This window comes from Caulobacter sp. HJHS_5 (assembly GCF_056683955.1).
Map to the genome: position 1 here is coordinate 498904 of NZ_JBWZNC010000001.1, position 25434 is coordinate 524337.

Consider the following 25434-nt stretch of genomic DNA (forward strand, 5'->3'; position numbering starts at 1 on the left):
GTTGCTTGGCTGCATGCCCATGGCTCCAGGGCTAAGCGTTAGACGGCGCGCACTTCGACCAGTTCGAGTGCGATCAGCTCCTTGAATATCTCCAATGTGCGGGACCCGATCTCGCCATCCTTAAAGGTGATGTAACCGAGATCGCTAAAGTCGGACGGAAAGTTCACTCCGTCCTCGCGGACAATGATGATCTTGCGGTCCCACATGATGTTCGCCGCGCCGAGCTCGTAGACGACGTTCTCGCTCGGCCGCCACACCTCCTCGTGGCCCCCATCTTTGCCCTCCCGGAAGAACTTCTCGTCCTTGGTGAAGATGAAGATACCCGCGCTGCACTCGTTCATCAGTTCCGCAACCTTCGCGGAAATGGGGCGGCCCTTGTTCGCTTCATCGACCGCAACTTTGTACGGAATCTTGAACTCGGTGAGGATCTTCTTCAGGTCCTCCAGTGGTTTGTGGTTCTTGCCATGCGCAACGAATAGCTGCTTGGGCTTGTCGTTCTGAGGCCTCGTGGGTACCGCTCGCGCGGACGCAGTCAGGCCTGCCGGTGGTACCTCGTCAATGGCTTCGGGAGTGTCGGCGATGCCGGGGTCTTCGAAGGCATCGACCTCGTCGCCCGAGACGCCTGCCCTACTGGTCAACTCCAGCGGTGGCGCTACTGGGCTATCAAGGGCGACGAAAAGCCCGGTCTTGGTGTTGCGGATGACGCCCGTAAACGTGCCATTCTGCTTGAGCACTTCAAACGCACGCGCTGCCCGCTCCTTCTCAAGCCCCATTTGGTTCAACACATTGGGGCCGATGTGATCCGGAGGAAACTTCGCTCTATTGTATTTGTCGAAGAAGGCCTTCTCCAAACGAGGTTGGAGCATCGCCGCAACCTTAGCGGCCACATCGTCACCTTCCTCGGTGGGAGAAACGATCCGTCGACCCAGATCGGTCAGCGTGATTTGATTGGCGTTGTAACCGCCCTCTGTCAGACCGTAGGCGATGGAGGAACCACAGAGGTTGCGCCAGCCCCCACTAGTTGGACTCAGATCGATTGCCATCGCGATGTCGTGCGGAGCTGCACCCTTACCAGCGAAGTTGTCCCAGAGAGCCTGAGCTATCCGCAACGCCTGCTGTAGCGGAAAGATCGGGAATTCCGATTGGCTAACCTTGGTGCGTTTAGGTGTTGGTGTTGGTGTCGCCGTCATCGTCCGTCCCATTGAGCCGTGAAGCGGCCCTCATTCACAGGACATGGGTATGTGAGTGGGCGAGATCAATGGCATCAACCAGAAAAATTACAGCGGCAACCATGACCGCGCGTAATATCTTTTCGGCCTGAGCCTTGGGATGGTCGCGACTGGGAAACTTCCCCGCCATTTGGGGGAGCCGCCCTAGCGCGCCAGTTTGGCTCGATGAGCGGCCAGAAGACACATTCTCAGAGTCGGCTGTTCCGAATATCCGCATTGAGTCAGAAGACCCCCTACCCCCCCAGCGCCTCAATCACCGCGTCCGCCGCCGCCTCCGACGGGTCCGGGCCGCCGCGCCCCATCTTCTCCAGCGCCGCCGCCTGTTCCTCCGCCTGGGCGTTGCGGCGCAGGGGGTCGTCGAGCAGCGGGGCGACGGCCGCCGCCAGGGCTTGGGGGGTGCAGGCGTCCTGGATCAGTTCGGGGGCGACCATGCGTTGGGCGGCGATGTTGAAGAGGGTGATCCAGGGGGTGCGGATCATGCGCTTGAGGAGGGCGTAGGTGAGGCCGCCGATTTTGTAGCCGACGACCATGGGGGCGCCGGCGAGGGCGAGCTCGGTGGTGACGGTGCCGCTGCAGGCGATGGCGGCGGTGGCGGCGACGAAGGCGTCGTCCTTGAGGGCTTCGTCCTCGATCAGGCAGGCCTGGACCGGCCAGGCGGCGACGGCGTCCTTCACCGCCTGGGCGACGGTGGCGGCGGCGGGGACGACGATGTGGAGGTTGGGGCGCTCGGCCTTCAGCAGGGCCGCGGCCTCGCCGAACGGGCCGCTCATGCGCTCGATCTCCGACGGGCGGCTGCCGGGGAGGACGAGGAGAATGGGGTCGTGCGCCCCCGCCCCGATGGCCTGGCGCAGGCGGGCGGGTTTGGCCTTGCTGAAATCCTTGGCCAGGGCCGGGTTGCCGACGAAGGTTGTGCGCAGGCCCGCCGCCTCGAACAGGGGGGCGTCGAACTTGTGGAGGGTGAGCAGGCTGTCGACGGCGCCGGCCAGGACCTTGGCGCGGCCGGGGCGCGAGGCCCAGATCTGGGGGCCGACGTATTTGATGAGGACGATGTCGGGATCGAGTTTCCGCAGGCGGGCGGCGACGCGCAGGGTGAAGCCCCAGCTATCGATCAGGACGGCCACGTCCGGCTTTTCGCGCGCGGCCAGGGCGGCGGTTTCGTCGGCGCGGCGGACGACGCGGCGCCAGGCCATGAGGCCCTCGACGTAGCCCAGGACCGACAGCTCGGCGATGTCGAAGGGGCTGGCCACGCCCTCGGCGGCCATGCGCGGGCCGCCGACGCCGACGAGGCGCACCCTGCCCTTCAGCTTGCGCTTGAGGGCGGCGGCGAGGCCGGCGCCGAGGTTGTCGCCCGAGGCCTCGGCGGCCACGAGCATGATGGTGGGGGTAGTGGAGGCAGGAGTGGATGACCGGATAGCGATCTCAGTAAACTCCGCTCATCCCGGCGAAGGCCGGGAACCAGATTTTGGACACTGCGATGAAGGTGCGGTCTAGGCGATCCGTAAAGCCCACCTCTGAGCCCTTTGATCTGGGCCCCGGCCTTCGCCGGGGTGAGCGGAATAAAAGCGGGCTTCAGGCATGGCCCGCCGCCGGCGCGGCGCCATAGACGAACAGGCCCATGGCGTCGGCCTCGGCGATGACCGCCTCGCGGTCGACCACCAGCACGCCGCCGGCCTCGCCGACGATGCCGGCCAGACCGGCCTTGGCGGCGCGGCGGACGGTGGAGACGCCGATGGTCGGCAGGTCTATGCGGCGCTCCTGGATCGGCTTGGGGGCCTTGGCGAGGACGCCGCAGCGCTGCTCCACCGTGCCGCGCACGGCGGTGGGCAGCTCGGCGCAGCGGCGGAGCATGGCGTCGGTGCCTTCCTGCGCCTCGACGGCGAGGACCAGGCCGCGGGCGACCACGGCGCCCTGGCCGATATCGAGCTGGCCGATGGCGCGGGCGACCTCAAGCGCGCGGGCGATGTCGGCGTCGTGTTCGGGCGTGGGGCGGATGGCGCCGAGGGCCCCCTCGCCCAGGGCCAGGTCAGCGACGACCTGGTGGGCGCCCTCGACGGCGAAGCCTTCCTTCTCGAACTCGCCCATCACCTGGCGGAGGATGGCGTCGTCGCCCTTGCGGGCGGCGGCGATGATGCCGGGCATGGCGACGAGGCCGCGCAGGTCCGGCTTCAGGGACGAGAACTCCGGCCGGTCGACGGCGCCGGCGAAGCAGACGGACCTGGCGCCCTCGGACTTCAGGGCTTTGAAGATGTGGCCGAACTCGGCCATGCCGAACTCGGCCCCGGGATAGGCCAGCATGGCGTCGTCGGCGAAGCCCTTGAGGCGGACGACATAGACCGGCCGACCGCCGGCGCGGCAGGACTCGGCCACCTCCCGGGGAAGGGCGCCGGAGCCGGCGATGATGCCCAGCTTGCTCATGCCCGCCCTACTTCTCGATCTTCGGCGAGCAGAGGGGGCGGTTGGCGTCGGCGCGGATGAACTCGACGATCTCCATCACCTCGGGCGAGGCCGCGAACACGCGGGCGACGTCGTCCAGGCGCTCCTGGAAGGCGCCTTCGTCGGCGAACAGCAGGCGGTAGGCGCTGCGGAGGTCGTTGATCGTCTCGCGGGCGAAGCCGCGACGCTTGAGGCCGACGAGGTTCAGGCCCTCGAGGTGGGCGTGGTTGCCCCACAGGGAGCCGTAGGGAATGACGTCGCGCGTGACCAGGGCGGCGGCGCCGACGAAGGCGTAGCGGCCGATGCGAGTCCACTGGTGGACGCCCGAGAGGCCGCCCATGAACACGTAGTCGCCGACATGGACGTGGCCGCCGAGGGTGGCGTTGTTGGCGAAGGTGACGCGGTCGCCCACCACGCAGTCGTGGGCCACGTGGGAGCCGACCATGTAGAGGCTGTCGGAGCCGACGCGGGTGACGCCGGCGCCGACCAGGGTGCCGGTGTGCATGGTGACGTGCTCGCGGATGACGTTGCGCTCGCCGATGACCAGCTGGGTGTCCTCGCCCTTGTGGGCCAGGTGCTGGGGCGCGCCGCCGAGGAAGGCGAACGGGTGGACGACGGTCTGGGCGCCGATGGTGGTGGCGCCGTCGATGACCACGTGGCTGACCAGGCGCACGCCCTCGCCCAGGCGCGCCTTGCCGCCCACCGTGCAGTAGGGGCCGATCTCCACGCCGTCGGCCAGTTCGGCGTCGGAGGCGACGATGGCGGTGGGGTGGATGGTCACGCTCACGACGTCGGGGTCTCCACCAGCATGGCGGCGTATTCGGCCTCGGCGGCCGTCTTGTCGCCGACCTTGGCGACGCCGCGGAACTTGAAGATGTTGGAGCGGGCGCGGGTGACCTCGACCTCCAGCTTCAGCACGTCGCCCGGGCGGACCGGGTGGCGGAAGCGGCAGTTGTCGACCGACATGAAGAAGATGGTCTTGCCCTCGGTGTCGACCTCGAGCGACTTCGACATCAGCACGGCGCCGGCCTGGGCCAGGGCCTCGACGATCAGCACGCCGGGCATCACCGGATTGCCCGGGAAGTGGCCCTGGAAGAAGGGCTCGTTGAAGGTGACGTTCTTGATGCCGACGATCGAGGTGTGGGCGCGGTAATCCTCCGCGCGGTCGACGAGCAGGAACGGATAGCGGTGGGGGATCCGGCGCAGGATCTCCGCGATGTCGATAGCGCCGACGCTGGACGCCTCCGCCTGCTGGTCCTTGCTCATTCGCCTTCCCCTCCCCGCCGGTTCGCGGCGCGCGACACCCAGGCGGTTTCCCGCATCCACCGTTTGATGGGCCGCGCCGGGAACCCTGTCCAGGTTTCGTTGGCCGGTATGGACTTGAACACCGAGGCCGACGCCCCGACCACGGCCCCCGCGCCGACGCTCAGGTGATCGGCCACGCCGGCCTTGCCGCCGAACATGACGCCGTCGCCGACGGTGACGCTGCCCGAGATGCCGGTGTAGGCGGCCAGCAGGCAGTTGCGGCCGAGGCTGACGTTGTGGGCCACGTGCACGAGGTTGTCGATCTTGCTGTTCTCGCCGACGCTGGTGTCGTCCCACGCCCCGCGGTCGACGCAGCTGTTGGCGCCGAGGGTGACGCCGTCCTGCAGGATGACGCGGCCGAGCTGCGGGATGTCGACAGGCCCCTTCGGAGAGGGGGCGGTCCCGAAACCCGCCTCGCCGACGACGCAGCCGGCGTGGAGGCGCACGCGGTCTCCGACCAGGGCGAAGCCGACGACGACGCGCGGGCCGATGTCGCAATCGCGGCCGATGGCGACGCCCGGGCCGATCACCGCGCCGGCGCCGATGCGCGCGCCGCGCCCGATCTGGGCGCCGGGGCCGACGACGACGCCGGGGCCGAGCTCGACATCCTCCTCGAAGGTCGCGTCGGGGTGGATGGCGGGGGCGCCGGCGGGGTGGCGGCGCGGCGCATGCAGGGCGGCGGCGGCCTTGGCCCAGGCGGCCTGCGGAAAGTCACTGACCAGGGCGATGCAGCCGGCCGGGACGTCGGCGGCGTGGCGGGGGGAGACGAAACAGGCGGCGGCGCGGGTCGAGGCCAGGCCCGCCAGGTGCTTGCCGCCGGCCAGGAAGCTGACGCCGTCAGCCCCGGCCCGGCCGAGGGGCGCGGCGACGGAGACTTGGGCGGAGGCCTTGGCGGGATCGGCCAGGGTCGCGCCGGTGAGGCGCGCCAGGGCGTCGAGGGTCAACGGCCCCATGGACTCGAAGAATCGCGGATCCGGCATGGCGCCCCCTTACGAGCGCCCGGCCCGCGAGGCGCGAGTCGGGACTTCAGTCTCGCGCCCCCGACGGAATCATCGGAGGCGCGAGTGAATCTCGCCGATTTTCGCGGCGATCTCTAGTTATAGCTAGCGTGCGGCGGCGGCGGGCGCGGCGGCGGCCGGAGCCGTGTCGAGGCGCTCGCGGTCGAAGGTGAACTGGGTGATCTTGGCGTTCAGCGCCGTGACCACCGCCGGGGTGATGTCCATCGCCGGGGCGAAGAAGATCGTCGCGCCACGGTCGAGCAGCAGCGAGCACTGCTTCTGCTGATAGGCGGCGACCAGCAGGGGATCCAGTTCGCTGCCGACGCGGGCGATGGCCTTCTGCTGGGTGGCTTCCATTTCACGCTGGCGCAGCTGGGCCTTGCGCTGCCAGGCGTTGGCGCGGACCTGCAGGTCCGAGGCGCGCTTTTCCAGCGCGTCGGCCGAGGCGCCGGCCTGGCCCTGGGCGGCGGTGATCGCCTTGTCCTCGGTCTCGATCGCGGTGCGCTCGGTGTTCAGCTCGGAGTTCACGACGCCGCTGATCTGCTGCAGGCGGGTCTGCACGAACTTGCCGACCGTCGAGGTGGCGACGGCCTGCTGGGCGTTGAACACGCAGACGCCGGGGGGCGGCGCGCCATGGGTCGTCGGCCCTTGGGGCGCGGCGGCGGCGGCCGGCGCGGCGGCCTGGGCGAAGGCTGCGGTCGAAAGCGCGAGGGCGGCGGTCCCGCCGAGCGCGGCGGCCGCGATGGTCTTCAGGGTCATCGAAACTAGAACCTTGTGTTTGTGGAGAACCGGAAGGTTTCCGTCTTGTCGTAATCTTCTTTGGCCAAAACTTGGCTCAAATCGAAGCGGATCGGCCCCATGGGCGAGCGCCAGAAGATGCTGACGCCGGCCGAAGCGCGCAGCCCGAGGTTGTCCTTGATCGCCGGATCGAAGATGCCGACCGACGACTGCTTGTCGCGGTCGTCCAGCAGGCCGGCGGTGCCGACGTCGGTGAACAGCGCGGCCTTGATGCCGTACTGCTCCGGCAGGAAGGTTGGGACCGTCAGCTCCATGGTGCCGATGGCGTAGAGCTTGGCGCCCAGCGCGTCCGAACGGTTCGGATTGGTGTCGCGCGCGCCGATACCGGCGGTCTCGAAGCCGCGGAAGGTCTGGCCGCCGCGATAGAAGCGGTCGTTGATCCGCACCGTGTCGCCGCCCCAGCCCTCGATGTAGCCCATCGAGCCGGTGGCGCTGAGGATGAAGTCCTTGTTGAAGCCGTGGTACCAGCCGGCGTCGGCCTCGGTGCGCAGGTACTTCACGTCGCCGCCGAAGCCGGCGAGATCCTGGTTCAGGTCGGCGTAATAGCCGCGCGTCGGGTTGATCGGATCGTTTCGCTTGTCGAGCCGCAGGCCATAGCCGATCCGCGAGGTCAGGCGCGCGCCGCGCTGCAGGCAGAGAACCTGCGAGACCGTGCCCGAGGAGCAATAGTAGTCGTCGATCACCACCTCGTCGTTGCTGAGCAGATAGCGCAGCGACATCGACGAGTTCTGGGTCAGGCCGAAGCCGACGCGAAGGGTGGCGCCGGTGGTGGCGGTGTCGTAGGCGGCGCCGACGTTCGAGAAGTCGTACTTCGACGAGTAGAGGTCGAAGCCGGCGGCGAGGTTGCGCCCCATGAAGCGCGGCTCGGTGAAGCTGAGGTTCACCTCCTGGCGCAGCGAACCGGCGGAGACGCGGGCGCGCAGGTTCTGGCCCCGGCCGCGGAAGTTGCGCTCGGTGATGCCGACGTCGAGCACGAGCTGGTCGATCGAGCTGTAGCCGGCGCTGAACGACAGCTCGCCGGTGGGCTGCTCCTCGACCCGGACCTGCAGGGTGGTGCGGTCCGGCGCGGCGCTGGGCACCTCGTCGATGGTCACGTCCTTGAAGAAGCCGAGCGCCCGGATCTGGTTGCGCGACCGATCCACGAGCACGCGGTTGTAGGCGTCGCCTTCCGACACGTTCATTTCGCGGCGGATGACGCTGTCGAGGGTGCGGCCGTTGCCGACGACGTCGATGCGGTCGACGTAGACGCGCGGCCCTTCGCGGACCTGGAAGACCACGTCCACGGTGTGGGTTTCGCGGTTCGGAACCGGACGCGGCCGCACGTCCACGAAGGCGAAGCCGGCGGCGCCCGCGGCGAAGGTGAGGGAGTCGGTGGCGGCCTCGATCGCCTGATCCTGATAGATCTGGCCGGAACGGATCGGCAGCAGGGCGGTCAAGAGGTTGGCGTCGAGCTTCTGCAGCTCGGCCTCGACGCTGACCTTGCCGAATTTGTACTCCTGGCCCTCGTCCACCGTGTAGGTGACGGCGAAGCCGTTCTTGTCCGGCGACAGCTCGGCCACCGCCGAGACGACGCGGAAATCGTAGTAGCCGCGATCCCGATAGAACTTGCGCAGCTGCTCGCGGTCGTACTCGAGGCGATCAGGATCGTAGTTGTCGTTGCTGGTGAGCAGCTTGTACCACTTGCTCTGCTCGGTCACGACGACGTCGCGCAGGTCGTTGTCGGAGAACTCGCTGTTGCCGAGGAAGTTGACCGAGATGACGCCGCTCTTCGGGCCTTCGTTGATCTCGAACACCAGGTCGACGCGCTTCTGCGGCAGCTCGACCACCTTCGGCGTCACGGTGGCGCCGATGCGGCCCGAGCGGCGGTAGAGTTCGATGATGCGCTGAACGTCGGCCTGCACCTTGGCCTTGGTGAAGATGCCGCGAGGACGAATCGTCACCTCGTCCTGCAGCTTCGACTCCTTCATGGCCGAGTTACCCTCGAACGCGACCTGATTGATGATCGGGTTCTCGACGACCTTCACGACCAGCTCGGAGCCTTCCAGCCCGATCTCGACGTCGGAAAAGAGTTCGGTGCGGGTCAGGGTCTTCAGCGCCAGGTCGAGGCGCTCGGCGTTCACCGTGTCGCCCACGGCGATCGGCAGGTAGCTGAGCACCGTGCCGGCCTCGATGCGCTCGTTGCCTTCCACGCGAATCGAGCCGACGACGCCGGACTGCTGCGCCTGGGCGTAGACCATCGACGGCGCGGTCAGCGCCGTGGTCCCCAGCATCAGCGCCAGGCCGGAAGCAATCGCAGCGCTGCGGGCGCGGAAAACGGTCATCACATCTGCCATGGTCGGGCGGGCGCCTTACGAAAACAGTCCGCCGAGGAAACTGAACACACGCAGGCGCTGCAGGTCATTCCAGGTGGCGAACAGCATGAAACTAAGCAGCAACGCAAGCCCGACGCGATAACCGGCCGCCTGGGCCTTCGCGCCGAGTGGCCGGCGAGCCACGGCTTCATAGGCGTAAAACAGCAGATGGCCACCATCCAGCACCGGAATCGGCAGCAGATTCATGAAGCCGACGCTGACCGACAGCATGGCGGCCAGGCCCGTGAGGGCCACGCCCGCGCCGAGCATCCACTGAATCGCGTCCGGCGCCCCATCCCCGCCCGCCTTGGCGGCGGCGCCGGAAACCTGGGCGATGCCGAGCGGCCCGCCGAGCTGTTCGGCCGAGACCTGCCCGGTCACGAGACGGCCGAGGTAGTAGAAGGTCGTATCCAGGACGTCCCAGGTGCGGACCACGCCGCCGCCGATCGCGGCGATGGGGTTGTAGCGCACGTGGCGCACGTCTTCGCGGCGCGGCTGGTTGGCCAGGCCGATGGCCCCCACCTCCATGTCGCCGCCCGTCGGCGTGGCGACCCGCTTGCGGGCCGGCGTGGCGTCGATGGCCAGGGGCGTACCGTCGCGGTCGACGACGAAGGTGATCGGCACCCCGGCGCGCAGCATCACGTACTGCTGAACGTCCTGGAAGCTGTCGACCTTGCGGCCGTCGGTCTTGAGGATCACGTCGCCGGCCTTGAAACCGGCCTGCTCGGCCACGCTGCCCGGCAGAACGCTGGTGACCCGCGCCGACAGCGTGGTTTCGCCCACGGTCATCAGCAGGACGGCGAACAGGGCGATGGCGAGGAAGAAGTTGGCGAAGGGGCCGGCGGCTACGACGATGGCGCGCTGCCACAGCGGCTTGAAGTGGAGGTACTTGTTCAGCCCCTCGGCGCCCTCGTGCTTCACCACCCACTGGCGCATGTGGTCGAGGTCGTCGGTGTCCGGCACCGAGGCGGCGTTGGCGTCGCCGGCGAACTTCACGTAGCCGCCCAGCGGAATCCACCCGACGCGCCACTCGACGCCGTCGCGGTCACGGCGACTGAAGATCGCCTTGCCGAAGCCGATGGAGAACCGCTCGATGGCCGTGCCGAAGGCCTTGGCCGCCCAGAAGTGCCCGAGCTCATGGATGGTGATGACCAGGGTCAGCACCAGCAGGAAGGGCACCACGTAGGAGACGGCGGTCTGCAGAAAATGAATCATGCCGCGTTCAGGGTTCCATCAACTGCGCCGACGGTCGATGACGTCGGACGCGACACGCCTGGCGCTTCGGTCGACCATCATCGCGCTTTCGAGCGCATCTTCGTCCGCCCCATCCCGCAACTCGCCACCCCCACCGTTCAGGCCTTCGAGGGTTTCGGCTACGATCATGGCAATATCAAGAAAGCCAATTCGGCGGTCAAGGAAGGCGGCCACGGCCACCTCGTTGGCGGCGTTCATCGCCGCCGGCGCGCCCCCGCCCGCCTTCAGCGCGGCGCGGGCCAGGTCGATGGCGGGGAAGCGCGTCGCATCGGGCGCCTCGAACGTCAGTTGGCCGATGGTCGCCAGATCGAGCTGCGGGGCCGGCCAGGCGATGCGGCGCGGCCAACCGAAGGCGTAGGCGATGGGCGCGCGCATGTCGGGCGGACCGAGCTGGGCCAGGGTCGAGCCGTCGGCGTACTCCACCAGGCTGTGGATCACCGACTGCGGGTGCACCAGCACATCGATGCGGTCGCCCGGCGTGTCGAACAGGTAGGAGGCCTCGATCATCTCGAGCCCCTTGTTCATCATGGTCGCCGAATCCACCGAGATCTTGGCGCCCATGCTCCAGTTGGGATGGGCGACGGCCTGGCCCGGGGTCGCCTCGGCCATCTGCTCGCGCGTCCAGGTGCGGAACGGGCCACCCGAGGCGGTGAGAATCAGCCGCGCCACCTGATTGCCGGGCTGCAGCACCTGGAAGATCGCCGAGTGCTCCGAATCGACCGGGATCACCACGCCGCCCGCCGCCTTGGCGGCGCGCAGCAGGGCCGGGCCGGCGCAGACGAGGCTTTCCTTGTTGGCCAGGGCCACCACGGCGCCGGTGCGGGCGGCCGCCAGGGTGGGCGCCAGGCCCGCCGAGCCGACGATGGCGCTCATCGCCCAGTCGGCGCCCATGGCCGCGGCGTCGCGCACGGCGTCGGCGCCGGCGGCGACCTCGACGCCCGAGCCCTGCAGCCGGGCCTTCAGGTCCGGGTAGCGGGCTTCATCGGCGATCACGGCCAGCGAGGGACGCCAGCGGCGGGCCTGTTCGGCCAGGCGCTCGACATTGCAGCCGCCGGTGAGCGCCAGGACCTCGACCTCGGCCTCGGCCTTGTCGAACAGGTCGAGCGTCGAAACCCCGACCGAACCGGTCGAGCCCAGAACCACCACGCGGCGCATCGCGCTCAATGTCCCCATCCGAAATGATCGACCAGTCGCGCGAGGGCGATGATGATGACGCAGAACAGGAAGCCGTCGACGCGGTCCAGCAGGCCGCCGTGGCCCGGGATCAGGTCGCCGCTGTCCTTCACCCCGAAACGGCGCTTGATGGCCGATTCCCAGAGGTCGCCGGCCATGGTGGCGAGGCCGCCGAGCAAGCCCACCAGGGCCGCCGCGGGCGGGATGATGCGGGCGTCGATGATCGGCGAGGCCATGGCGATCAAGGCCATGGCGGCGCCGGCCGCCGCCGCCGCCACGAGGCCGCCGAAGAAGCCGGACCAGGTCTTGTTGGGCGAGAACCGCGGCCAGAGCTTCGGCCCCTTCAGCACGCTGCCGACAGCGAAGGCGGCGCTGTCGGCGGCCCAGGAGACGGCGAAGGCCAACAGGGTCCAGAAGACGCCGTCGGCCTCGTTGCGGATCCAGATGAGGCTGACGCAGGCCGGGGCGATGTAGATCACGCCATAGGCCGCGTCGGCGCGGCGCTCCAGCCGCCCCTTGGCGACGAAGGCGCATAAGGCGGCCCCGATCAGCACCGCCGTCCAGGCCCACAAGTTATGCCCGGCGTAGGCGAGGCCGACCGCCAGCATCACCGGCGCCCCGACCCCCAGGGCCACGCGGATCGGCGTGCGCGGCGCGCACATGGCGCCCCATTCGTAGGACAGCAGCGCCACCGCGATGACGACCAGCAGCAGGAACAGGGGGCCGCCGTAGAAAACCACGCCGACGACGGCCGGAATCAGCACCGCCGCGGTCGCCGCGCGGATGCCCAGATTACGCCAGTTGAAACGCTTAGCCGGCGGCGTAGACGTCATCGACCGTGGTCCCGCCGTAGCGGCGCTCACGTTTATTGAATTCGGCCACCGCGGCCTTCAGGTGTTCCGCGCCGTAGTCCGGCCACAGCACGTCCTGGAAAATCAACTCCGCGTAGGCGCTTTCCCACAGGAGGAAATTCGAGAGCCGGCGTTCGCCGCTGGTGCGGACGATCAGGTCCGGGTGCGGAACGCCCGCCGTCGACAGGCCGCGCTCCAGCGTCGCCTCATCGAGGTCGGCCGCCCTCGCCTCGCCCCGCTCCACGGCTTGCGCGAACCGCCGCGCGGCGTCGACGATGTCGCTCTGGCCGCCGTAGTTGAACGCCACCTGCAGCAGGAAGCGGCTGTTCTCGGCCGTGCGCGCCTCGGCGCGCTCGATGATCCGGACGATGTCGGGCTTGAGGCCTTCGCGGCGGCCGAGGATGCGCACCTTCACGCCTTCGCGCGACAGCTGCTCCAGGTCGTTGTCGACGAAGGTCTTCATCAGGCCCATGAGCTCGGAGACCTCCGTCTCGGGCCGGCGCCAGTTCTCGGTGGAGAAGCCGTAGACGGTCAGTACGCCGACGCCGCACTCCGGCGCCGCCTCGACGGTGCGTCGAAGCGCCTGGACCCCGGCCCGGTGGCCGAGGATGCGCGGCAGCGCCCGCCGCTTCGCCCAACGCCCGTTGCCGTCCATGATGATGGCGGCATGCAGCGGCGCGGCCGGCGGGGTCGCTGCGTGGCCGGTCGTCGTCGGCATATCGCCTTCCTCGAACGCGGTACCGGAGCGGCCGCTCAAACCTGCATGATCTCTTGTTCCTTGGTTTTCAAGGTCTCGTCGATGCGCTTGACCGCTTCGTCGGTCAGCTTCTGGACCTCGGTCTCCATTCGCTTGCGTTCGTCCTCGGCGATGGCGCCGTCCTTCTCGGCCTTCTTCAGGTCGTCGTTGGCGTCGCGGCGCACGTTGCGCACGGCGATCTTCTGCTGCTCGGAATATTTCCCGGCCAGCTTGGCCAGATCCTTGCGGCGTTCCTCGGTGAGCGGCGGGATCGGAATCCGCAGGGTCGTGCCCTCGACCACCGGGTTGAGGCCGAGGCCCGAAGCGCGGATCGCCTTTTCGACGTTCACCACCACGCCCTTGTCCCAGACGCTGACGGTGATTGAGCGCGGCTCGGGCACCGAGACGGCCGCCACGGCGGTGATGGGCGAGGTGGCGCCGTAGGCTTCGACCATCACCTGATCGAGCAGGCTGGCCGAAGCGCGGCCGGTGCGCAGGGAGGCGAACTCCTCCTTCAGCGCGCTGATCGCCTTGTCCATGCGATCCTTGTACTTCGACAGTACGGGCTTCTCGGCGGCCATTTTCGGCTCTCCTGTCAGTTTCGGTCAGGCGATCGTGGTGTGCACGCCTTCGCCGGCGAGCACGCGCAGCAGATTGCCGCGCTCCTTGATCGAGAAGACGATGATCGGAATGCCGTTGTCACGCATCATGGCGATGGCCGAGGCGTCCATCACGCGCAGATCGCGGGTCAGCACTTCCTGGTGGCTGAGGGTGTCGAACCGTTCGGCCGACGGATCCTTCTTGGGATCGGCGGTGTAGACGCCGTCGACGCTGGTGCCCTTCAGCAGAGCTTCGCAATCCATTTCGGCCGCGCGCAGGGCGGCGGTGGTGTCGGTGGTGAAGTACGGGCTGCCGGTGCCGGCGGCGAAGATCACCACGCGGCCCTTCTCAAGATGGCGCAGGGCCCGGCGGCGGATATAGGGCTCGCAGACCGTGGCCATCGGAATGGCCGACTGCACGCGGGTGGAGACGCCGATCTGCTCCAGGGCGTCCTGCACGGCCAGGGCGTTCATCACCGTGGCCAACATGCCCATGTAGTCGGCGCTGGAGCGCTCCATGCCCTTGGCCGCGCCGGCCAGGCCGCGAAAGATGTTGCCGCCGCCGATCACCAGGCAGAGCTCGACGCCCTGATCGACGATCTCCTTGATGTCCTCGGCCACGCGGTGGACCGTGTTCATGTCGATGCCGAAGGGCGTGTCGCCCATCAGCACCTCGCCGGAGACCTTATAGAGAATGCGCTTGTAGCGGAGCGGGGTCTTCCCCCGAGCCTCGGAAAGGATCGGGCTCGTGTCGGTAGCTGCGGCGATGTCGGAGGGCATGGATGAGCTCTCTGAGGAGTCGTCGTCAAAGGCAACAGGCAGGTGGCGCGAGCATAAAGAAGGGCGCGGCCCGAGAACAGGCCGCGCCCCCTTTAGAGCATACGGACGGGCTTATTGGCCCATCATCGAAGCGACTTCGGCGGCGAAGTCGTCGACCGGCTTCTCGACGCCTTCGCCGAGGGCGAGGCGCACGAAGCCCTTCACGGTGAGGGTCGAGCCGAGCGCCTTGCCGGTTTCGGCGACGAGCTGCTCGACCGTCTGGTCCGGGTTCATGACGAAGGGCTGCTTCAGCAGCACGACTTCACGCTGGAACTTGGCGATCTGACCTTCGACGATCTTGGCGATCATCGCTTCCGGACGGCCTTCTTCCTTGGCCTTCTCGGTCAGGACCGCGCGTTCCTTTTCGATCGCGGCCGGGTCGAGGTCGTCGGACGACAGCGACAGGGGCGAGGTGGCCGCCACGTGCATGGCGATCTTCTTGCCCAGGGCCGAGATCTCGGCCTTGTCGCCGGCGCCTTCGATGGCGACCAGCACGCCGATCTTGCCGAGGCCCGGCGCGACCGCGTTGTGGACGTAGGTCGCGACGGCGCCTTCGCTGACCGCGAACTTGGCCGAGCGGCGGACCATCATGTTCTCGCCGATGTTGGCGATCAGGTTGGTCAGCATCGCCTGCACCGACTCCTCGCCCTCGACGGGCGCGGTGTTGATGGCTTCGACGCCGTCGGCGTCGAGCGCGGCGACCGCGATCTTGCGGGCCGCGGCCTGGAACAGCTCGTTACGGGCCACGAAGTCGGTCTCGGCGTTGACCTCGACCACCGCGGCGGTCTGGCCGGCGCCGTCGTCGCGCACCGCGACGGCCACGAGGCCTTCGGCAGCCACGCGGTCGGACTTCTTGGCGGCCTTGGACAGGCCCTTGGCGCGCAGCCAGTCGATGGAGGCGTTGACGTCGCCGTCGTTCTCAACGAGCGCCTTCTTGCAATCCATCATGCCGGCGCCGGACTTTTCGCGCAGGTCTTTCACCAGCGCAGCCGTGATCTCAGCCATGGCTCTCTCTCCGATTCACAAGTGGGCGGGCGCAAGGCGGATAGCCCTGCGCCCATGACAGTTTGATGTGCCGATGAGCGGCGCTCGCGAATTCGAGCGCCTCCCGCAAGCTCGGCCAAACGCGGCGGGCGAAGCGCCCGCCGAAACGCTTAGGAGGCGGCGGGCTCTTCGGCCGCGGCGTCGAGCGCCGCTTCAGTGTTGGCCTGGGCCTCGGCCGGAGCCTCGACCGGGGCGGCGGCGGCTTCAGCCACCGGCTCCGGGGTCAGTTCGCGGGCCAGGGTCGGTTCGACCGGGGCCACCGAGGCGCCCAGGTCGACGCCCGAGTTGGCTTGGCCGGCGGCCAGGCCGTCGAGCACGGCGTCGGCGACGAGGTCGCAGTACAGCTGCAGGGCGCGAGCGGCGTCGTCGTTACCCGGGATCGGGTAGGTGATGCCGTCCGGATCCGAGTTGGTGTCGAGGATCGCCACCACCGGGATGTTCAGCTTGCGGGCTTCCAGGATCGCGATCGCTTCCTTGTTGGTGTCGATCACGAACATGATGTCCGGAATGCCGCCCATGTCCTTGATGCCGCCGAGCGACAGCTCGAGCTTCTCGGCTTCGCGGGTGAGGTTCAGCAGTTCCTTCTTGGAACGGCCGCTTTCACCGCCGCTGAGGACGCCTTCCAGCTCGCGCAGGCGGGCGATCGAACCCGAGATGGTGCGCCAGTTGGTCAGGGTGCCGCCGAGCCAGCGGTGGTTCACATAGTATTGGGCGCAGCGCTTGGCGGCCGCGGCCACCGGGTCCGACGCCTGGCGCTTGGTGCCGACGAACAGCACGCGGCCGCCCTTGGCGGCGACGTCGCGAACGGCGACCAGGGCCTGGTGCAGCAGCGGAACCGACTGCGACAGGTCGATGATGTGGATGTTGGCGCGCGAGCCGAAGATGTAGCGGTCCATCTTCGGGTTCCAGCGGTGCGTCTGGTGGCCGAAGTGGGCGCCGGCTTCGAGCAGTTGGCGCATAGAAACGTCGGGCAGTGCCATGAACCTAATTCCTTCTTCCGGTTCGATCCTCCGTGAAGCAAACCCCCGTCTTGCGGGGACCGGAACGGACAAGGCGCGGGGATTGACCCGCGCCCGCCGAACGCCTCACGTGCGTGATGGCGGCGCAAATAGGCGCAAAAGGTTCAAAAATCAAGGACGTTGAGCGGGACGCCTAAGGGGCGACGAGCTTTTGGGTGATCACCCAACGGTCGACCTGCTTCACCGCCGTCAGCGCCTCGTCGAGCATGGTCACGGTCTGGGTGCAATCGGTATCGAGCGCCAGGCCGGTGGCGAGGTCCATCGTCGAGCGGCATTCGAAGGTCCGTTCGATCTTGAAATCGGCCGGCGGCAGCTTGACCGACGCGTCTCCGCGCGCCTGTTTGGCCAGGGCCTCCACGACCGCCTTCACGCTCGCGCTCGCGGAGTCGGGGTCGAGGGATTGGCGGGTGGCGATCACCGCCCGCCCGGCCGCCTTGTCCAGGCTCTCGAGCCGGATCGAATAGGTGCTGGCGATCGGCGGGCCGCCCAGGGGATTGGGCACATCCTGCGTGTCGTTCAGGGTCAGGCCGAGTTCGAGCTCGGCGTTCTGCATCGAGGCGGACATCTGCTGCTCGCGCATGAGCGCTTGCGCCGCCGTCTCGGCCGTCATGCGGCCCAGGGCGCGCCGCGTGACTTCGACGAGCCGATCGTCCCGCGCGCCGGCGGCCTTGGCCATGCGATCGACCAGGCCCTTCCAGTCCTCGACGCGAAGCGGCGCGAGATCGGGTCCGGCCTCGTAGGCGATGTCGGCCACCACGGCGGCGGCCTGTTCGGCGCTCGCCCGCTCGGCGGGCGACACCTCTGGCGGGAACTCGGCGCCGGTCATCTTCTGGCGAACCCGGTAGCCCTTTCGGGTCGGCTCGATCTCCTGACGGTAGTGGAAGGTCGCCGTCATCGGCCGCGGGAAGGCTCCGCCCGACCGGGTTCGCTGGACGGAAAAATCGATCTTCGTCCCGGCCGGCAGGTCGAGGACGGTCGTGTAGTCGGCGGCCCAGGCCGGCGCGGCGACGAGGCTCAACGCCAAGGCCAGGGCGCTCAATCGGCGAGCCGGCATGCTAGAGCTTATTCTTGCCGTCGAACGGCTTGGCTTGGAGCGTGTGGACGTCGACGTCGTCGATGCAGCGGGCGTTGACCATCACCATCGGGCCGCGCGGCCCCTCGCCATGGCCATAGGCCTCGATGCCGCAGGTGGTGCAGAACGGGTGGTGGATCTTGCCGGTGTTGAACACGTATTCGCGCGTCGCCCCCTCCCCGGCCGTCAGCTCGAACTTGTCGGGCGCGGTGAAGGCCATGATCGCCCCCGTTCGGCCGCAGCGCGAGCAGTTGCAGACGATCAGGCCGTCGAGATCGACCTCGGCCTTGAAGCGGACGGCGCCGCACTGACAGCCGCCTTGGTATTCCTGCATCGCCATGACGTCCCCTCCCAGGGCCTTGGTTTGACGGCTTCTACGCGTCTTCCAGGAAACTCACTCCCGGCGCGGTCTTCAGCGCGCCGCGCAGGGAGGCGCTGAGGGTATAGCGCCCTGGAAGCTTCATCTCGATCTCGCGGCCGCCGCCGAGCGAGGCGACCAGCAGCACCTCGCCGCCGCCGGACTGGGCCTCGGCCTGCAGCAGCCGCTTCTTCAGCGCCTCGATCTCGGCCGACTGGGTGGAGACGTGCACACGCAGGGCGGCGGTGGCGTGCTCGATGGCGCGCTCGATCGGCTCGGCGTCGTCTCCGAAGAAACGCACCTCGCCGTCGCGGGCCTTGGCGCGGACCTTGATCGACACCGCTTTGCCCGGCTCCAGCACATCGCGGCACTTGCGCAGGGATTCCGGCGGGAACAGCACCTCGTACTCGCCGGTCGGATCGGAGAGGGAGACGAAGGCGAAGCGGTCGCCGCTCTGCCCCGCCCGCTCCTGCCGGCGGCGGACCATGCCGCACATGCGGAAGGCCTCCTTGCCGGCTTCGGCCTCGACCAGGGCGTCGGTCAGCATGGTGGTGCGGCGGCGACGCAGCACCTCGACCATGTCCTGCAGCGGGTGACCGGTCAGGTAGAAGCCGACAGCGGCCAGTTCCTCGTCCAGTTGCTCGACCTGGCCCCAGGCCTCGACCTTGGGCAGGCGCGGCCGGGCGGCGTCGGCCTGCTCGGCGCCGAACAGGCTGACCTGCGCGGACGCGCGCTCGGCGGCCACGCTCTGGGCGTAGGCGGTGAGGCTGTCGGCGGCGGCCAGAATCTGGGCGCGGTTGGGGTGCAGACTGTCGAGCGCCCCGGCCCGGGCCAGGTTTTCCAGCGCCCGCTTGTTGACCTGCTTGGGATCGACGCGTTCGAGGAAGTCGAACAGGTCGCGGAACGGCCCGCCCTCCTGGCGCACGGCCACCAGATGCTCCATCGCCTGTAGGCCGACGTTGCGGACGGCGCCGAGCGCGTAGAGCACCTCGCCGTCCTCCACCTCGAAGTCGGCGCCCGAGCGGTTCACGTCGGGCGCGCGCACGGTGACGTTGAAGCGGCGGGCGTCCTGGTAGAACACCGCCAGCTTGTCGGTGTTGGAGATATCGAGGCTCATCGAGGCCGCGAAGAACTCGACGGGCGCGTTCGCCTTCAGCCAGCCGGTCTGGTAGCTGATCATGGCGTAGGCGGCGGCGTGCGACTTGTTGAAGCCGTAGCCGGCGAACTTTGCCACCAGTTCGAAGATGCTGTCCGACTGCTTCTCCGGCACGCCCTTCTCCGAGGCGCCGGCGACGAAACGGACCTTCTGCTGGTCCATCTCCTCCTTCTTCTTCTTGCCCATCGCCCGGCGCAGCAGGTCGGCTTCGCCGAGGCTGTAGCCGGCCAGGATCTGGGCGATCTGCATCACCTGCTCCTGGTAGACGATGATGCCGTAGGTCTCCTTCAGCACCGGCTCCAGCGAGGGGTGCAGGGTGTCCATGGGCTTGCGGCCGAACTTGCAGTCGACGAAGGCGTCGATGTTGTCCATCGGGCCCGGCCGGTAGAGCGAGATCAGGGCGGTGATCTCCTCGATGGAGCCGCAGCGCATCTTGCGCAGGGTGTCGCGCATGCCCTGGCTTTCCAGCTGGAACACGCCGACCGTCTGGCCCGAGGCCATCAGCTCGTAGGTCGGCGCGTCGTCCAGCGCCAGGCGCTGCAGGTCGACCGCCGCGCCGCGCTTCAAGAGGTGCTTCTCGGCGCGGTCGAGCACGGTGAGGGTCTTCAGGCCCAGGAAGTCGAACTTCACCAGGCCGGCGCTCTCGACCCACTTCATGTTGAACTGGGTGGCCGGCAGCTCGGAGCGCGGGTCCTTGTAGAGCGGCGTCAGCTCGGTGAGCGGCCGGTCGCCGATGACGACGCCGGCGGCGTGGGTCGAGGCGTTGCGGAACAGGCCTTCCAGCTGCAGGGCGACGGTCAGGCAGGCGTCGACGGCGGGATCGTTGCGCTTGGCCTCCTGCAGACGGGGCTCGATGGTGATGGCCTGGGCCAGGGTCACCGGATTGGCCGGGTTGTTCGGCACCATCTTGCAGAGCCGGTCGACCAGGCCGAGCGGGAGCTGCATCACCCGGCCGGTGTCGCGCAGCACGGCGCGGGCCTGCAGGGTGCCGAAGGTGATGATCTGGGCCACGCGGTCGCGGCCGTACTTGCCCTGCACGTAGGAGATCACCTCCTCGCGGCGCTCCTGGCAGAAGTCGATATCGAAGTCGGGCATCGAGACCCGCTCCGGATTGAGGAAGCGCTCGAACAGCAGGCCGAAGCGCAGCGGATCGAGACCGGTGATGGTCAGCGCCCAGGCGACCAGCGAGCCGGCGCCGGAGCCCCGCCCCGGCCCCACCGGAATCCCGTGCGCCTTGGACCACTTGATGAAGTCCGACACGATCAGGAAGTAGCCGGAGAAGCCCATCTTCTGGATGATGCCGACCTCGCGGTCGAGGCGGGCCCAGTAGTCCTCCTCGGGCACGGCAAGGGTCAGGCCCTCGAGCCGCATCTTCAGCCCCTCGCGCGCCTGGTGCGCCAGTTCCTCGTCTTCCGAGCGGCCGTCGCCGGTGGGGAAGCGCGGCAGGATCGGGTCGCGCTTCTTGACCATGAAGGCGCAGCGCCGCGCGATCTCCAGGGTGTTGTCGCAAGCCTCCGGCAGGTCGGAGAACAGCTCGCGCATGTCCGCCGCCGGCTTGAACCAATGGTCGGGCGAGACGCGCCGGCGCTCGTCCTGGCCGACGAAGGCGCCGTCGGAGATGCACAGCAGGGCGTCGTGCGCCTCGTGCATCTTGGCGGTGGGGAAATAGACGTCGTTGGTGGCGACCAGCGGGACGTCGTGCTCATAGGCCCAGGCCACCAGCGCCGGCTCGGCGGCGGCTTCGGGCGCCGCGTGGTGGCGCTGCAGTTCGACATAGAAGCGGTCGGCGAACACCCGCTGCATTTCGGCCAGGGCGGCGTTGCCGTCCGTCGTGCGCCCGGCTGCGAACAGCGGATCGACCGGTCCGTCCGGACCGCCGGAGAGCAGGATCATGCCCTCGGAAAACTCGGCGACACGCGCCCAGGGCACGCTGGGCTCGGCCATCTCGCCGCCTTCGAGATAGGCCAGGGACGAGAGGTGGGCGAGGTTGAGGTAGCCCTTCTCGTTCTGGGCCAGGAGGACGATGGTCGGGGTGCGGGCCCAGCGCTCTGGCGGGCCTTCGCCGAGGCCGGTGATCGGCAGGGCGCAGCCGATGATCGGCTGCACGCCCGTATCCTTGGTGATGACGGAGAATTCCAACGCGCCGAAGAGATTGGCCCGGTCGGTCAGGGCGACCGCCGGCATCTCGTTCTGGGCCGCCAGCTTGCCGATGGCGTCGGCCTTGATCGCCCCTTCGAGCAGCGAATAGGCCGAGCGGACCCTCAGGTGGACGAAGCCGGTCTGGGCGGGCGCGGTCTCAGGATCGGGCATCCAGGGACCATAGCCGGAGTCGAGCCGGTTGCGATCACGCGTCATCGCCGCGCCCACAGGTTTCCGCGCGTCGCCGCGCCGTTGAATCGCCCTAGGCGACCTGACTGGCGACGGTGCAGACCATCGCGACGAAGCTCACCACCGAGACCAGCGACAGGAATTCATAAGCGATGCGGACCATGGGAGCCCCCTGATTGTTCTGTGTACGTTCTAGTGGAACGAATGTGGAACAGTCAATAGCAGCGCTACGTCAGCTTCGGACGTAGCGCGCGGAGGCGCGCTCGCCCTGGCGAAGGCCGGGCGTGAAAGCAATGTGGCGATGGTTCCTGGGAGCGGCGGCGCCCCGTCAGGGCGCCGTCCACGGCTCCAGATGGCCGTCGGTCAGGGCGAATACCCGGTCCATGTGATGCGCCAGCTCGAGATTGTGCGTGGCGATGAGGGCCGAGACGCCGGTGCTGCGGGCCAGGTCGTAGAGCGACTGGAACACCGAGCCCGAGGTGGTGGGGTCGAGGTTGCCGGTCGGCTCGTCGGCGAGCAGGACTTTCGGGTTGTTGGCCAGGGCGCGGGCGACGGCGACGCGCTGCTGCTCGCCGCCCGACAGCTGGGCGGGTTGGTGGTCGACGCGGGCGGCGAGCCCGAGCTGGCCGAGCAGGCCCTCGGCGCGCTTCCTCGCGTCGCCCCACGACCGGCCGGCGATGCGCGCGGGCATGGCCACGTTCTCCAGGGCGGAGAACTCCGGCAGCAGGTGGTGGAACTGGTAGACGAAGCCGACGGTGGCCAGGCGCACGCGGGTGCGAGCGGCCTCGTTCAGGTTCGAGCAGTCCTGGCCATCGAGGATGATCTGGCCGGCGTCGGGGTGCTCCAGCAGGCCGGCGGCGTGCAGCAGGCTGGACTTGCCGGAACCGGAGGGGCCGATCAGGCCGACGATTTCGCCGGGGTAGACGTCCAGGTCGACGCCCTTCAGCACCGGCAGCGAGCCGGAGCCGGTGACGTAGGTGCGCTTCAGGCCGCGCAGTTGCAGAACAGGCTTGGCGCTACTCATAGCGGAGCGCCTCCACCGGATCGATGCGCGAGGCGCGCCACGCCGGCCCGAGGGTGGCGAGGAACGACATCAGGAGGGTGAAGAACAGGATGCCGGCGATCTCGCGCCAGTCGATCTTCGCCGGAATGTGGCTGAGGAAATAGATGTCGGCGCTGAACACCGAGGTGCCGGTCACCCATTCCACGAACTGCTGGATCTCGGCGATGTAGGTGCAGAACAGCACGCCCAGCACCAAGCCGGCCAGGGTGCCGAGCACGCCCACCGCGCCGCCGGCCATGATGAAGATGCGCAGGATGGACCCCTGCCCCGCCCCCATGGTGCGCAGGATGGCGATGTCGCGGCCCTTGTTCTTCACCAGCATGACGAGGCCGCTGATGATGTTCATCGCCGCGATGGCCACGATCATGAACAGGATCAGGCGCATGACATTGTGCTCCACCTGCAGGGCGGTGAAGAACGACTGGTTCTTGTCGGTCCAGTCGGTGACGATGGCGCCGCGCCCGGCGACCTCGGCGAGCTTGGGCTTCAAGCCTTTGGCGAGGTCGGAATTGGTCAGCTTGGCCTCGATGAAGTCGGCCGAGTCGTCGCGCCCGAAGAACAGCTGCGCCTGCTCGAAGGGCATGAAGGCGAAGGCGCTGTCGTACTGGCTCATGCCGACGTTGAAGACCGCCGCGACGGTGTAGTCCTTCTGCCGCATAGAGCTGCCGAAGGCGGTCGAGGCGCCGGACGGCGAGATCAGGGTCACCGGGTCGCCCGGCTTCACGCCGAGCGTCTGGGCCAGGCCCTCGCCGAGCACCACCAGATCGCCGCCGTATTCGCCCTCGCCGAAGCCGTCGAGCGAGCCGCGCTTGATGCCGTTGGCCACCAGGCTGATCGACTTCAGGTCCGCCGCGCTGACCCCGCGGATGATGGCGCCGCTGATCTGCGACGGGCCGATCATCATGGTCTGGGCCTCGATCACCGGCATGGCCTGCACCACGCCGGGCACGGTCTTGACCCGGGCGACCGTCGCGTCGCGCTGCGGCCCGGCCAGCATCGGGCCCTGAACGTAGGCGTCGCCGTTGAAGCCGAGCATGCGGCTGAGCAGCTCCTGACGGAAGCCGTTCATCACGCTCATGACGATGATCAGCACCGCCACCGCCAGCATGATGCCGACGAAGCTGATGATCGAGATCAGCGCCACGCCGCCGTTCTTGCGCTTGGTGCGCAGATAGCGGCCGGCGACCGATCGCTCCCAGGAGGAGAAGGGCGCGGGGCTCAAGCGTCAGCGACCCGTGACAGGTCGGCGATGACGCTCTGGATCGGGGCGGTGGTCCGCTCGCCGGTGGCGCGCACCTTCAGTTCCACATTGCCTTCCGCCAGGCTCTTGGGCCCGACGATCAGCTGGCGCGGCACGCCGATCAGGTCGGCGCGGGCGAACTTGGCGCCGGCGCGGTCGTCGGTGTCGTCGTAGAGCACCGCGCGGCCGGCCTTGGTCAGGGCGGCGTAGGCTTCGTCGCAGGCCTTGTCGCAGGCCTCGTCGCCGGGGCGCATGTTGATCAGCACCACGTCGAAGGGGGCGACGCTTTCCGGCCAGATGATGCCCGCGTCGTCATGGCTGGCTTCGATGATCGCGCCCAGAAGGCGCGAGACGCCGACGCCGTAGCTGCCCATGTGGACGGGCTTGTCGACGCCGTCCGGGCCGGTGACCAGGGCCTTCATCGGCTTCGAATACTTCTCGCCGAAGTAGAAGATGTGGCCGACCTCGATGCCGCGGGCCGAGAGGCGGTCGCCCTCGGGGATGGCCTCGAAGGCCGCCTCGTCGTGCATTTCCTCGGTCGCCGCATAGAGGGCGGTGCGGCCGTCGACGATGGGTTGCAGATCGCCGTACCAGTCGAGGTCGCCGCCGGGGGCCGGCATCTCGACGAGGTCCTTGTGGCAGAACACGGCGCTCTCGCCGGTCTCGGCCAGGACGATGAACTCATGGGAAAGATCGCCGCCGATCGGGCCGGTGTCGGCGCGCATCGGCACGGCCTTCAGGCCCATGCGGGCGAAGAGGTTCAGATAGGCCACGAACATGCGGTTGTAGGCCGCCCGCGCGCCCGCCTCGTCGACGTCGAAGCTGTAGGCGTCCTTCATCAGGAACTCGCGGCCGCGCATGACGCCGAAGCGCGGACGGCGCTCGTCGCGGAACTTCCACTGCACGTGGTAGAGGTTGGTCGGCAGGTCCTTGTAGCTCTTCACGTAGGACCGGAAGATCTCGGTGACCATCTCTTCGTTCGTCGGCCCGTACAGCAGCTCGCGCTCATGGCGGTCGACGATGCGCAGCATTTCCGGACCGTAGGCGTCGTAACGCCCGGACTCGCGCCAGAGATCCGCCAGCTGCAGCGTGGGCATCAGGAGCTCTACGGCGCCGGCGCGGTTCATCTCCTCACGGACGATCTGCTCGACCCTGCGCAGCACGGCCAGGCCAAGCGGCAGCCAGGCGTAGATCCCCGCGGCCTCCTGGCGGATCATCCCCGCGCGCAGCATCAGCTGGTGCGAGACGATCTGGGCGTCGGCAGGGGCTTCCTTCAGAACGGGAAGGAAATAACGCGACAGGCGCATGCGGCGGGCATCCCAAGATTACGGAGGGCCAAGATTACGGAAGGCCAAGACTACGGAGGGGTCAGATAGCCCTCGCCCCGGCAGCTTGGCAAACGAATGGCGCTAAAAAGAAGGCCGCGCAGAGACTGCGCGGCCGGAAGGTGGATCATCGGGGAAAACGCTGGAGGCGGGCTGGCGAACCAACCCATGCGTCGAGCCTAGAACGGTCGGCGACCGGCGGGCGGATTTCCCACGCGAATGCGGCTTTCGGGGCATGATCGCTCAGTCCATGAGCGGAGGGCGCATCGGGTGCGCCCAAGTC

23 protein-coding genes are annotated in these 25434 nt (G+C 68.4%); all 23 read right to left on the minus strand.

Going from position 1 to position 25434, the window contains the following annotated elements:
- Positions 1-38: 38 nt before the first annotated feature.
- On the minus strand, positions 39-1190 hold the full coding sequence (locus ACFLIT_RS02610) for a TIR domain-containing protein (protein WP_479909615.1): 1152 nt from the start codon (positions 1188-1190) through the stop codon (positions 39-41).
- Between the two features lie 272 nt (positions 1191-1462).
- Complete coding sequence (gene lpxB / locus ACFLIT_RS02615; protein WP_479909811.1) at positions 1463-2641, minus strand: lipid-A-disaccharide synthase; 1179 nt, start codon at positions 2639-2641, stop codon at positions 1463-1465.
- Between the two features lie 157 nt (positions 2642-2798).
- Positions 2799-3644, minus strand: coding sequence for a UDP-2,3-diacylglucosamine diphosphatase (gene lpxI / locus ACFLIT_RS02620; protein WP_479909616.1), 846 nt, complete (start codon positions 3642-3644; stop codon positions 2799-2801).
- Positions 3645-3651: 7 nt separating this feature from the next.
- A complete protein-coding gene (lpxA, locus tag ACFLIT_RS02625; RefSeq protein ID WP_479909812.1) occupies positions 3652-4443 on the minus strand; it encodes an acyl-ACP--UDP-N-acetylglucosamine O-acyltransferase in 792 nt (263 codons plus the stop codon).
- 2 nt (positions 4444-4445) lie between these two features.
- Positions 4446-4928 (minus strand): 3-hydroxyacyl-ACP dehydratase FabZ, encoded by a 483-nt coding sequence (gene fabZ / locus ACFLIT_RS02630; protein ID WP_479909617.1) that lies wholly within the window; start codon positions 4926-4928, stop codon positions 4446-4448.
- Positions 4925-5947 (minus strand): UDP-3-O-(3-hydroxymyristoyl)glucosamine N-acyltransferase, encoded by a 1023-nt coding sequence (lpxD, locus tag ACFLIT_RS02635; protein ID WP_479909618.1) that lies wholly within the window; start codon positions 5945-5947, stop codon positions 4925-4927. The genes fabZ and lpxD overlap by 4 nt, the downstream gene beginning before the upstream one ends.
- 123 nt (positions 5948-6070) lie before the next feature.
- Positions 6071-6724 carry an OmpH family outer membrane protein gene (locus ACFLIT_RS02640; protein WP_479909619.1) on the minus strand — a complete coding sequence of 218 codons (654 nt, stop codon included), beginning with the start codon at positions 6722-6724 and terminating at the stop codon, positions 6071-6073.
- A 5-nt stretch (positions 6725-6729) separates the two neighbouring features.
- Entirely contained in the window at positions 6730-9096 is a 2367-nt protein-coding gene (gene bamA, locus ACFLIT_RS02645) for an outer membrane protein assembly factor BamA (RefSeq protein ID WP_479909620.1), read from the minus strand.
- A 15-nt stretch (positions 9097-9111) separates the two neighbouring features.
- Positions 9112-10329 (minus strand): RIP metalloprotease RseP, encoded by a 1218-nt coding sequence (rseP, locus tag ACFLIT_RS02650; RefSeq protein WP_479909621.1) that lies wholly within the window; start codon positions 10327-10329, stop codon positions 9112-9114.
- Between the two features lie 18 nt (positions 10330-10347).
- A complete protein-coding gene (locus tag ACFLIT_RS02655; protein WP_479909622.1) occupies positions 10348-11541 on the minus strand; it encodes a 1-deoxy-D-xylulose-5-phosphate reductoisomerase in 1194 nt (397 codons plus the stop codon).
- Positions 11529-12374: a phosphatidate cytidylyltransferase gene (locus ACFLIT_RS02660; RefSeq protein ID WP_479909623.1), complete on the minus strand. Its 846-nt coding sequence runs from the start codon at positions 12372-12374 to the stop codon at positions 11529-11531. The genes ACFLIT_RS02655 and ACFLIT_RS02660 overlap by 13 nt, the downstream gene beginning before the upstream one ends.
- Positions 12352-13110 carry a polyprenyl diphosphate synthase gene (gene uppS, locus ACFLIT_RS02665; protein ID WP_479909624.1) on the minus strand — a complete coding sequence of 253 codons (759 nt, stop codon included), beginning with the start codon at positions 13108-13110 and terminating at the stop codon, positions 12352-12354. Before uppS ends, ACFLIT_RS02660 begins: the two co-directional genes overlap by 23 nt.
- Positions 13111-13145: 35 nt before the next feature.
- Positions 13146-13709: a ribosome recycling factor gene (frr, locus tag ACFLIT_RS02670; protein ID WP_479909625.1), complete on the minus strand. Its 564-nt coding sequence runs from the start codon at positions 13707-13709 to the stop codon at positions 13146-13148.
- A 24-nt stretch (positions 13710-13733) separates the two neighbouring features.
- On the minus strand, positions 13734-14507 hold the full coding sequence (pyrH, locus tag ACFLIT_RS02675) for a UMP kinase (protein ID WP_479909626.1): 774 nt from the start codon (positions 14505-14507) through the stop codon (positions 13734-13736).
- Positions 14508-14618: 111 nt separating this feature from the next.
- Complete coding sequence (tsf, locus tag ACFLIT_RS02680; RefSeq protein ID WP_479909627.1) at positions 14619-15551, minus strand: translation elongation factor Ts; 933 nt, start codon at positions 15549-15551, stop codon at positions 14619-14621.
- A 149-nt stretch (positions 15552-15700) separates the two neighbouring features.
- Positions 15701-16570: a 30S ribosomal protein S2 gene (rpsB, locus tag ACFLIT_RS02685; protein ID WP_479909628.1), complete on the minus strand. Its 870-nt coding sequence runs from the start codon at positions 16568-16570 to the stop codon at positions 15701-15703.
- A gap of 172 nt (positions 16571-16742) precedes the next feature.
- Entirely contained in the window at positions 16743-17663 is a 921-nt protein-coding gene (locus tag ACFLIT_RS02690; protein WP_479909629.1) for a hypothetical protein, read from the minus strand.
- 1 nt (position 17664) lies between these two features.
- Positions 17665-18021: a GFA family protein gene (locus tag ACFLIT_RS02695; RefSeq protein WP_479909630.1), complete on the minus strand. Its 357-nt coding sequence runs from the start codon at positions 18019-18021 to the stop codon at positions 17665-17667.
- A 34-nt stretch (positions 18022-18055) separates the two neighbouring features.
- Positions 18056-21505, minus strand: a complete 3450-nt coding sequence (gene dnaE / locus ACFLIT_RS02700; protein WP_479909813.1) for a DNA polymerase III subunit alpha — start codon at positions 21503-21505, stop codon at positions 18056-18058.
- A gap of 91 nt (positions 21506-21596) precedes the next feature.
- Positions 21597-21686, minus strand: coding sequence for a cell division inhibitor SidA (gene sidA, locus ACFLIT_RS02705; RefSeq protein WP_479909631.1), 90 nt, complete (start codon positions 21684-21686; stop codon positions 21597-21599).
- A 165-nt stretch (positions 21687-21851) separates the two neighbouring features.
- The gene (locus ACFLIT_RS02710) at positions 21852-22547 is read right to left on the minus strand and encodes an ABC transporter ATP-binding protein (protein WP_479909632.1); all 696 of its coding nucleotides are present in this window, start codon (positions 22545-22547) and stop codon (positions 21852-21854) included.
- A complete protein-coding gene (locus ACFLIT_RS02715; protein ID WP_479909633.1) occupies positions 22540-23808 on the minus strand; it encodes a lipoprotein-releasing ABC transporter permease subunit in 1269 nt (422 codons plus the stop codon). Before ACFLIT_RS02715 ends, ACFLIT_RS02710 begins: the two co-directional genes overlap by 8 nt.
- Positions 23805-25133 (minus strand): proline--tRNA ligase, encoded by a 1329-nt coding sequence (gene proS / locus ACFLIT_RS02720; RefSeq protein ID WP_479909634.1) that lies wholly within the window; start codon positions 25131-25133, stop codon positions 23805-23807. Before proS ends, ACFLIT_RS02715 begins: the two co-directional genes overlap by 4 nt.
- Positions 25134-25434 lie beyond the last annotated feature (301 nt).

What these genes read in the sequence shown, in the direction of transcription:
- pyrH (WP_479909626.1), bottom strand. Translation starts at nt 14,507, where the DNA reads ATGCCCTCCGACATCGCCGCAGCTACCGACACGAGCCCGATCCTTTCC.
- ACFLIT_RS02610 (WP_479909615.1), bottom strand. Translation starts at nt 1,190, where the DNA reads ATGACGGCGACACCAACACCAACACCTAAACGCACCAAGGTTAGCCAA.
- rseP (WP_479909621.1), bottom strand. Translation starts at nt 10,329, where the DNA reads ATGATTCATTTTCTGCAGACCGCCGTCTCCTACGTGGTGCCCTTCCTG.
- lpxD (WP_479909618.1), bottom strand. Translation starts at nt 5,947, where the DNA reads ATGCCGGATCCGCGATTCTTCGAGTCCATGGGGCCGTTGACCCTCGAC.
- fabZ (WP_479909617.1), bottom strand. Translation starts at nt 4,928, where the DNA reads ATGAGCAAGGACCAGCAGGCGGAGGCGTCCAGCGTCGGCGCTATCGAC.
- ACFLIT_RS02695 (WP_479909630.1), bottom strand. Translation starts at nt 18,021, where the DNA reads ATGGCGATGCAGGAATACCAAGGCGGCTGTCAGTGCGGCGCCGTCCGC.
- ACFLIT_RS02660 (WP_479909623.1), bottom strand. Translation starts at nt 12,374, where the DNA reads ATGACGTCTACGCCGCCGGCTAAGCGTTTCAACTGGCGTAATCTGGGC.
- dnaE (WP_479909813.1), bottom strand. Translation starts at nt 21,505, where the DNA reads ATGCCCGATCCTGAGACCGCGCCCGCCCAGACCGGCTTCGTCCACCTG.
- lpxI (WP_479909616.1), bottom strand. Translation starts at nt 3,644, where the DNA reads ATGAGCAAGCTGGGCATCATCGCCGGCTCCGGCGCCCTTCCCCGGGAG.
- rpsB (WP_479909628.1), bottom strand. Translation starts at nt 16,570, where the DNA reads ATGGCACTGCCCGACGTTTCTATGCGCCAACTGCTCGAAGCCGGCGCC.
- frr (WP_479909625.1), bottom strand. Translation starts at nt 13,709, where the DNA reads ATGGCCGCCGAGAAGCCCGTACTGTCGAAGTACAAGGATCGCATGGAC.
- ACFLIT_RS02710 (WP_479909632.1), bottom strand. Translation starts at nt 22,547, where the DNA reads ATGAGTAGCGCCAAGCCTGTTCTGCAACTGCGCGGCCTGAAGCGCACC.
- bamA (WP_479909620.1), bottom strand. Translation starts at nt 9,096, where the DNA reads ATGGCAGATGTGATGACCGTTTTCCGCGCCCGCAGCGCTGCGATTGCT.
- proS (WP_479909634.1), bottom strand. Translation starts at nt 25,133, where the DNA reads ATGCGCCTGTCGCGTTATTTCCTTCCCGTTCTGAAGGAAGCCCCTGCC.
- ACFLIT_RS02655 (WP_479909622.1), bottom strand. Translation starts at nt 11,541, where the DNA reads ATGGGGACATTGAGCGCGATGCGCCGCGTGGTGGTTCTGGGCTCGACC.
- ACFLIT_RS02640 (WP_479909619.1), bottom strand. Translation starts at nt 6,724, where the DNA reads ATGACCCTGAAGACCATCGCGGCCGCCGCGCTCGGCGGGACCGCCGCC.
- sidA (WP_479909631.1), bottom strand. Translation starts at nt 21,686, where the DNA reads ATGGTCCGCATCGCTTATGAATTCCTGTCGCTGGTCTCGGTGGTGAGC.
- ACFLIT_RS02690 (WP_479909629.1), bottom strand. Translation starts at nt 17,663, where the DNA reads ATGCCGGCTCGCCGATTGAGCGCCCTGGCCTTGGCGTTGAGCCTCGTC.
- tsf (WP_479909627.1), bottom strand. Translation starts at nt 15,551, where the DNA reads ATGGCTGAGATCACGGCTGCGCTGGTGAAAGACCTGCGCGAAAAGTCC.
- uppS (WP_479909624.1), bottom strand. Translation starts at nt 13,110, where the DNA reads ATGCCGACGACGACCGGCCACGCAGCGACCCCGCCGGCCGCGCCGCTG.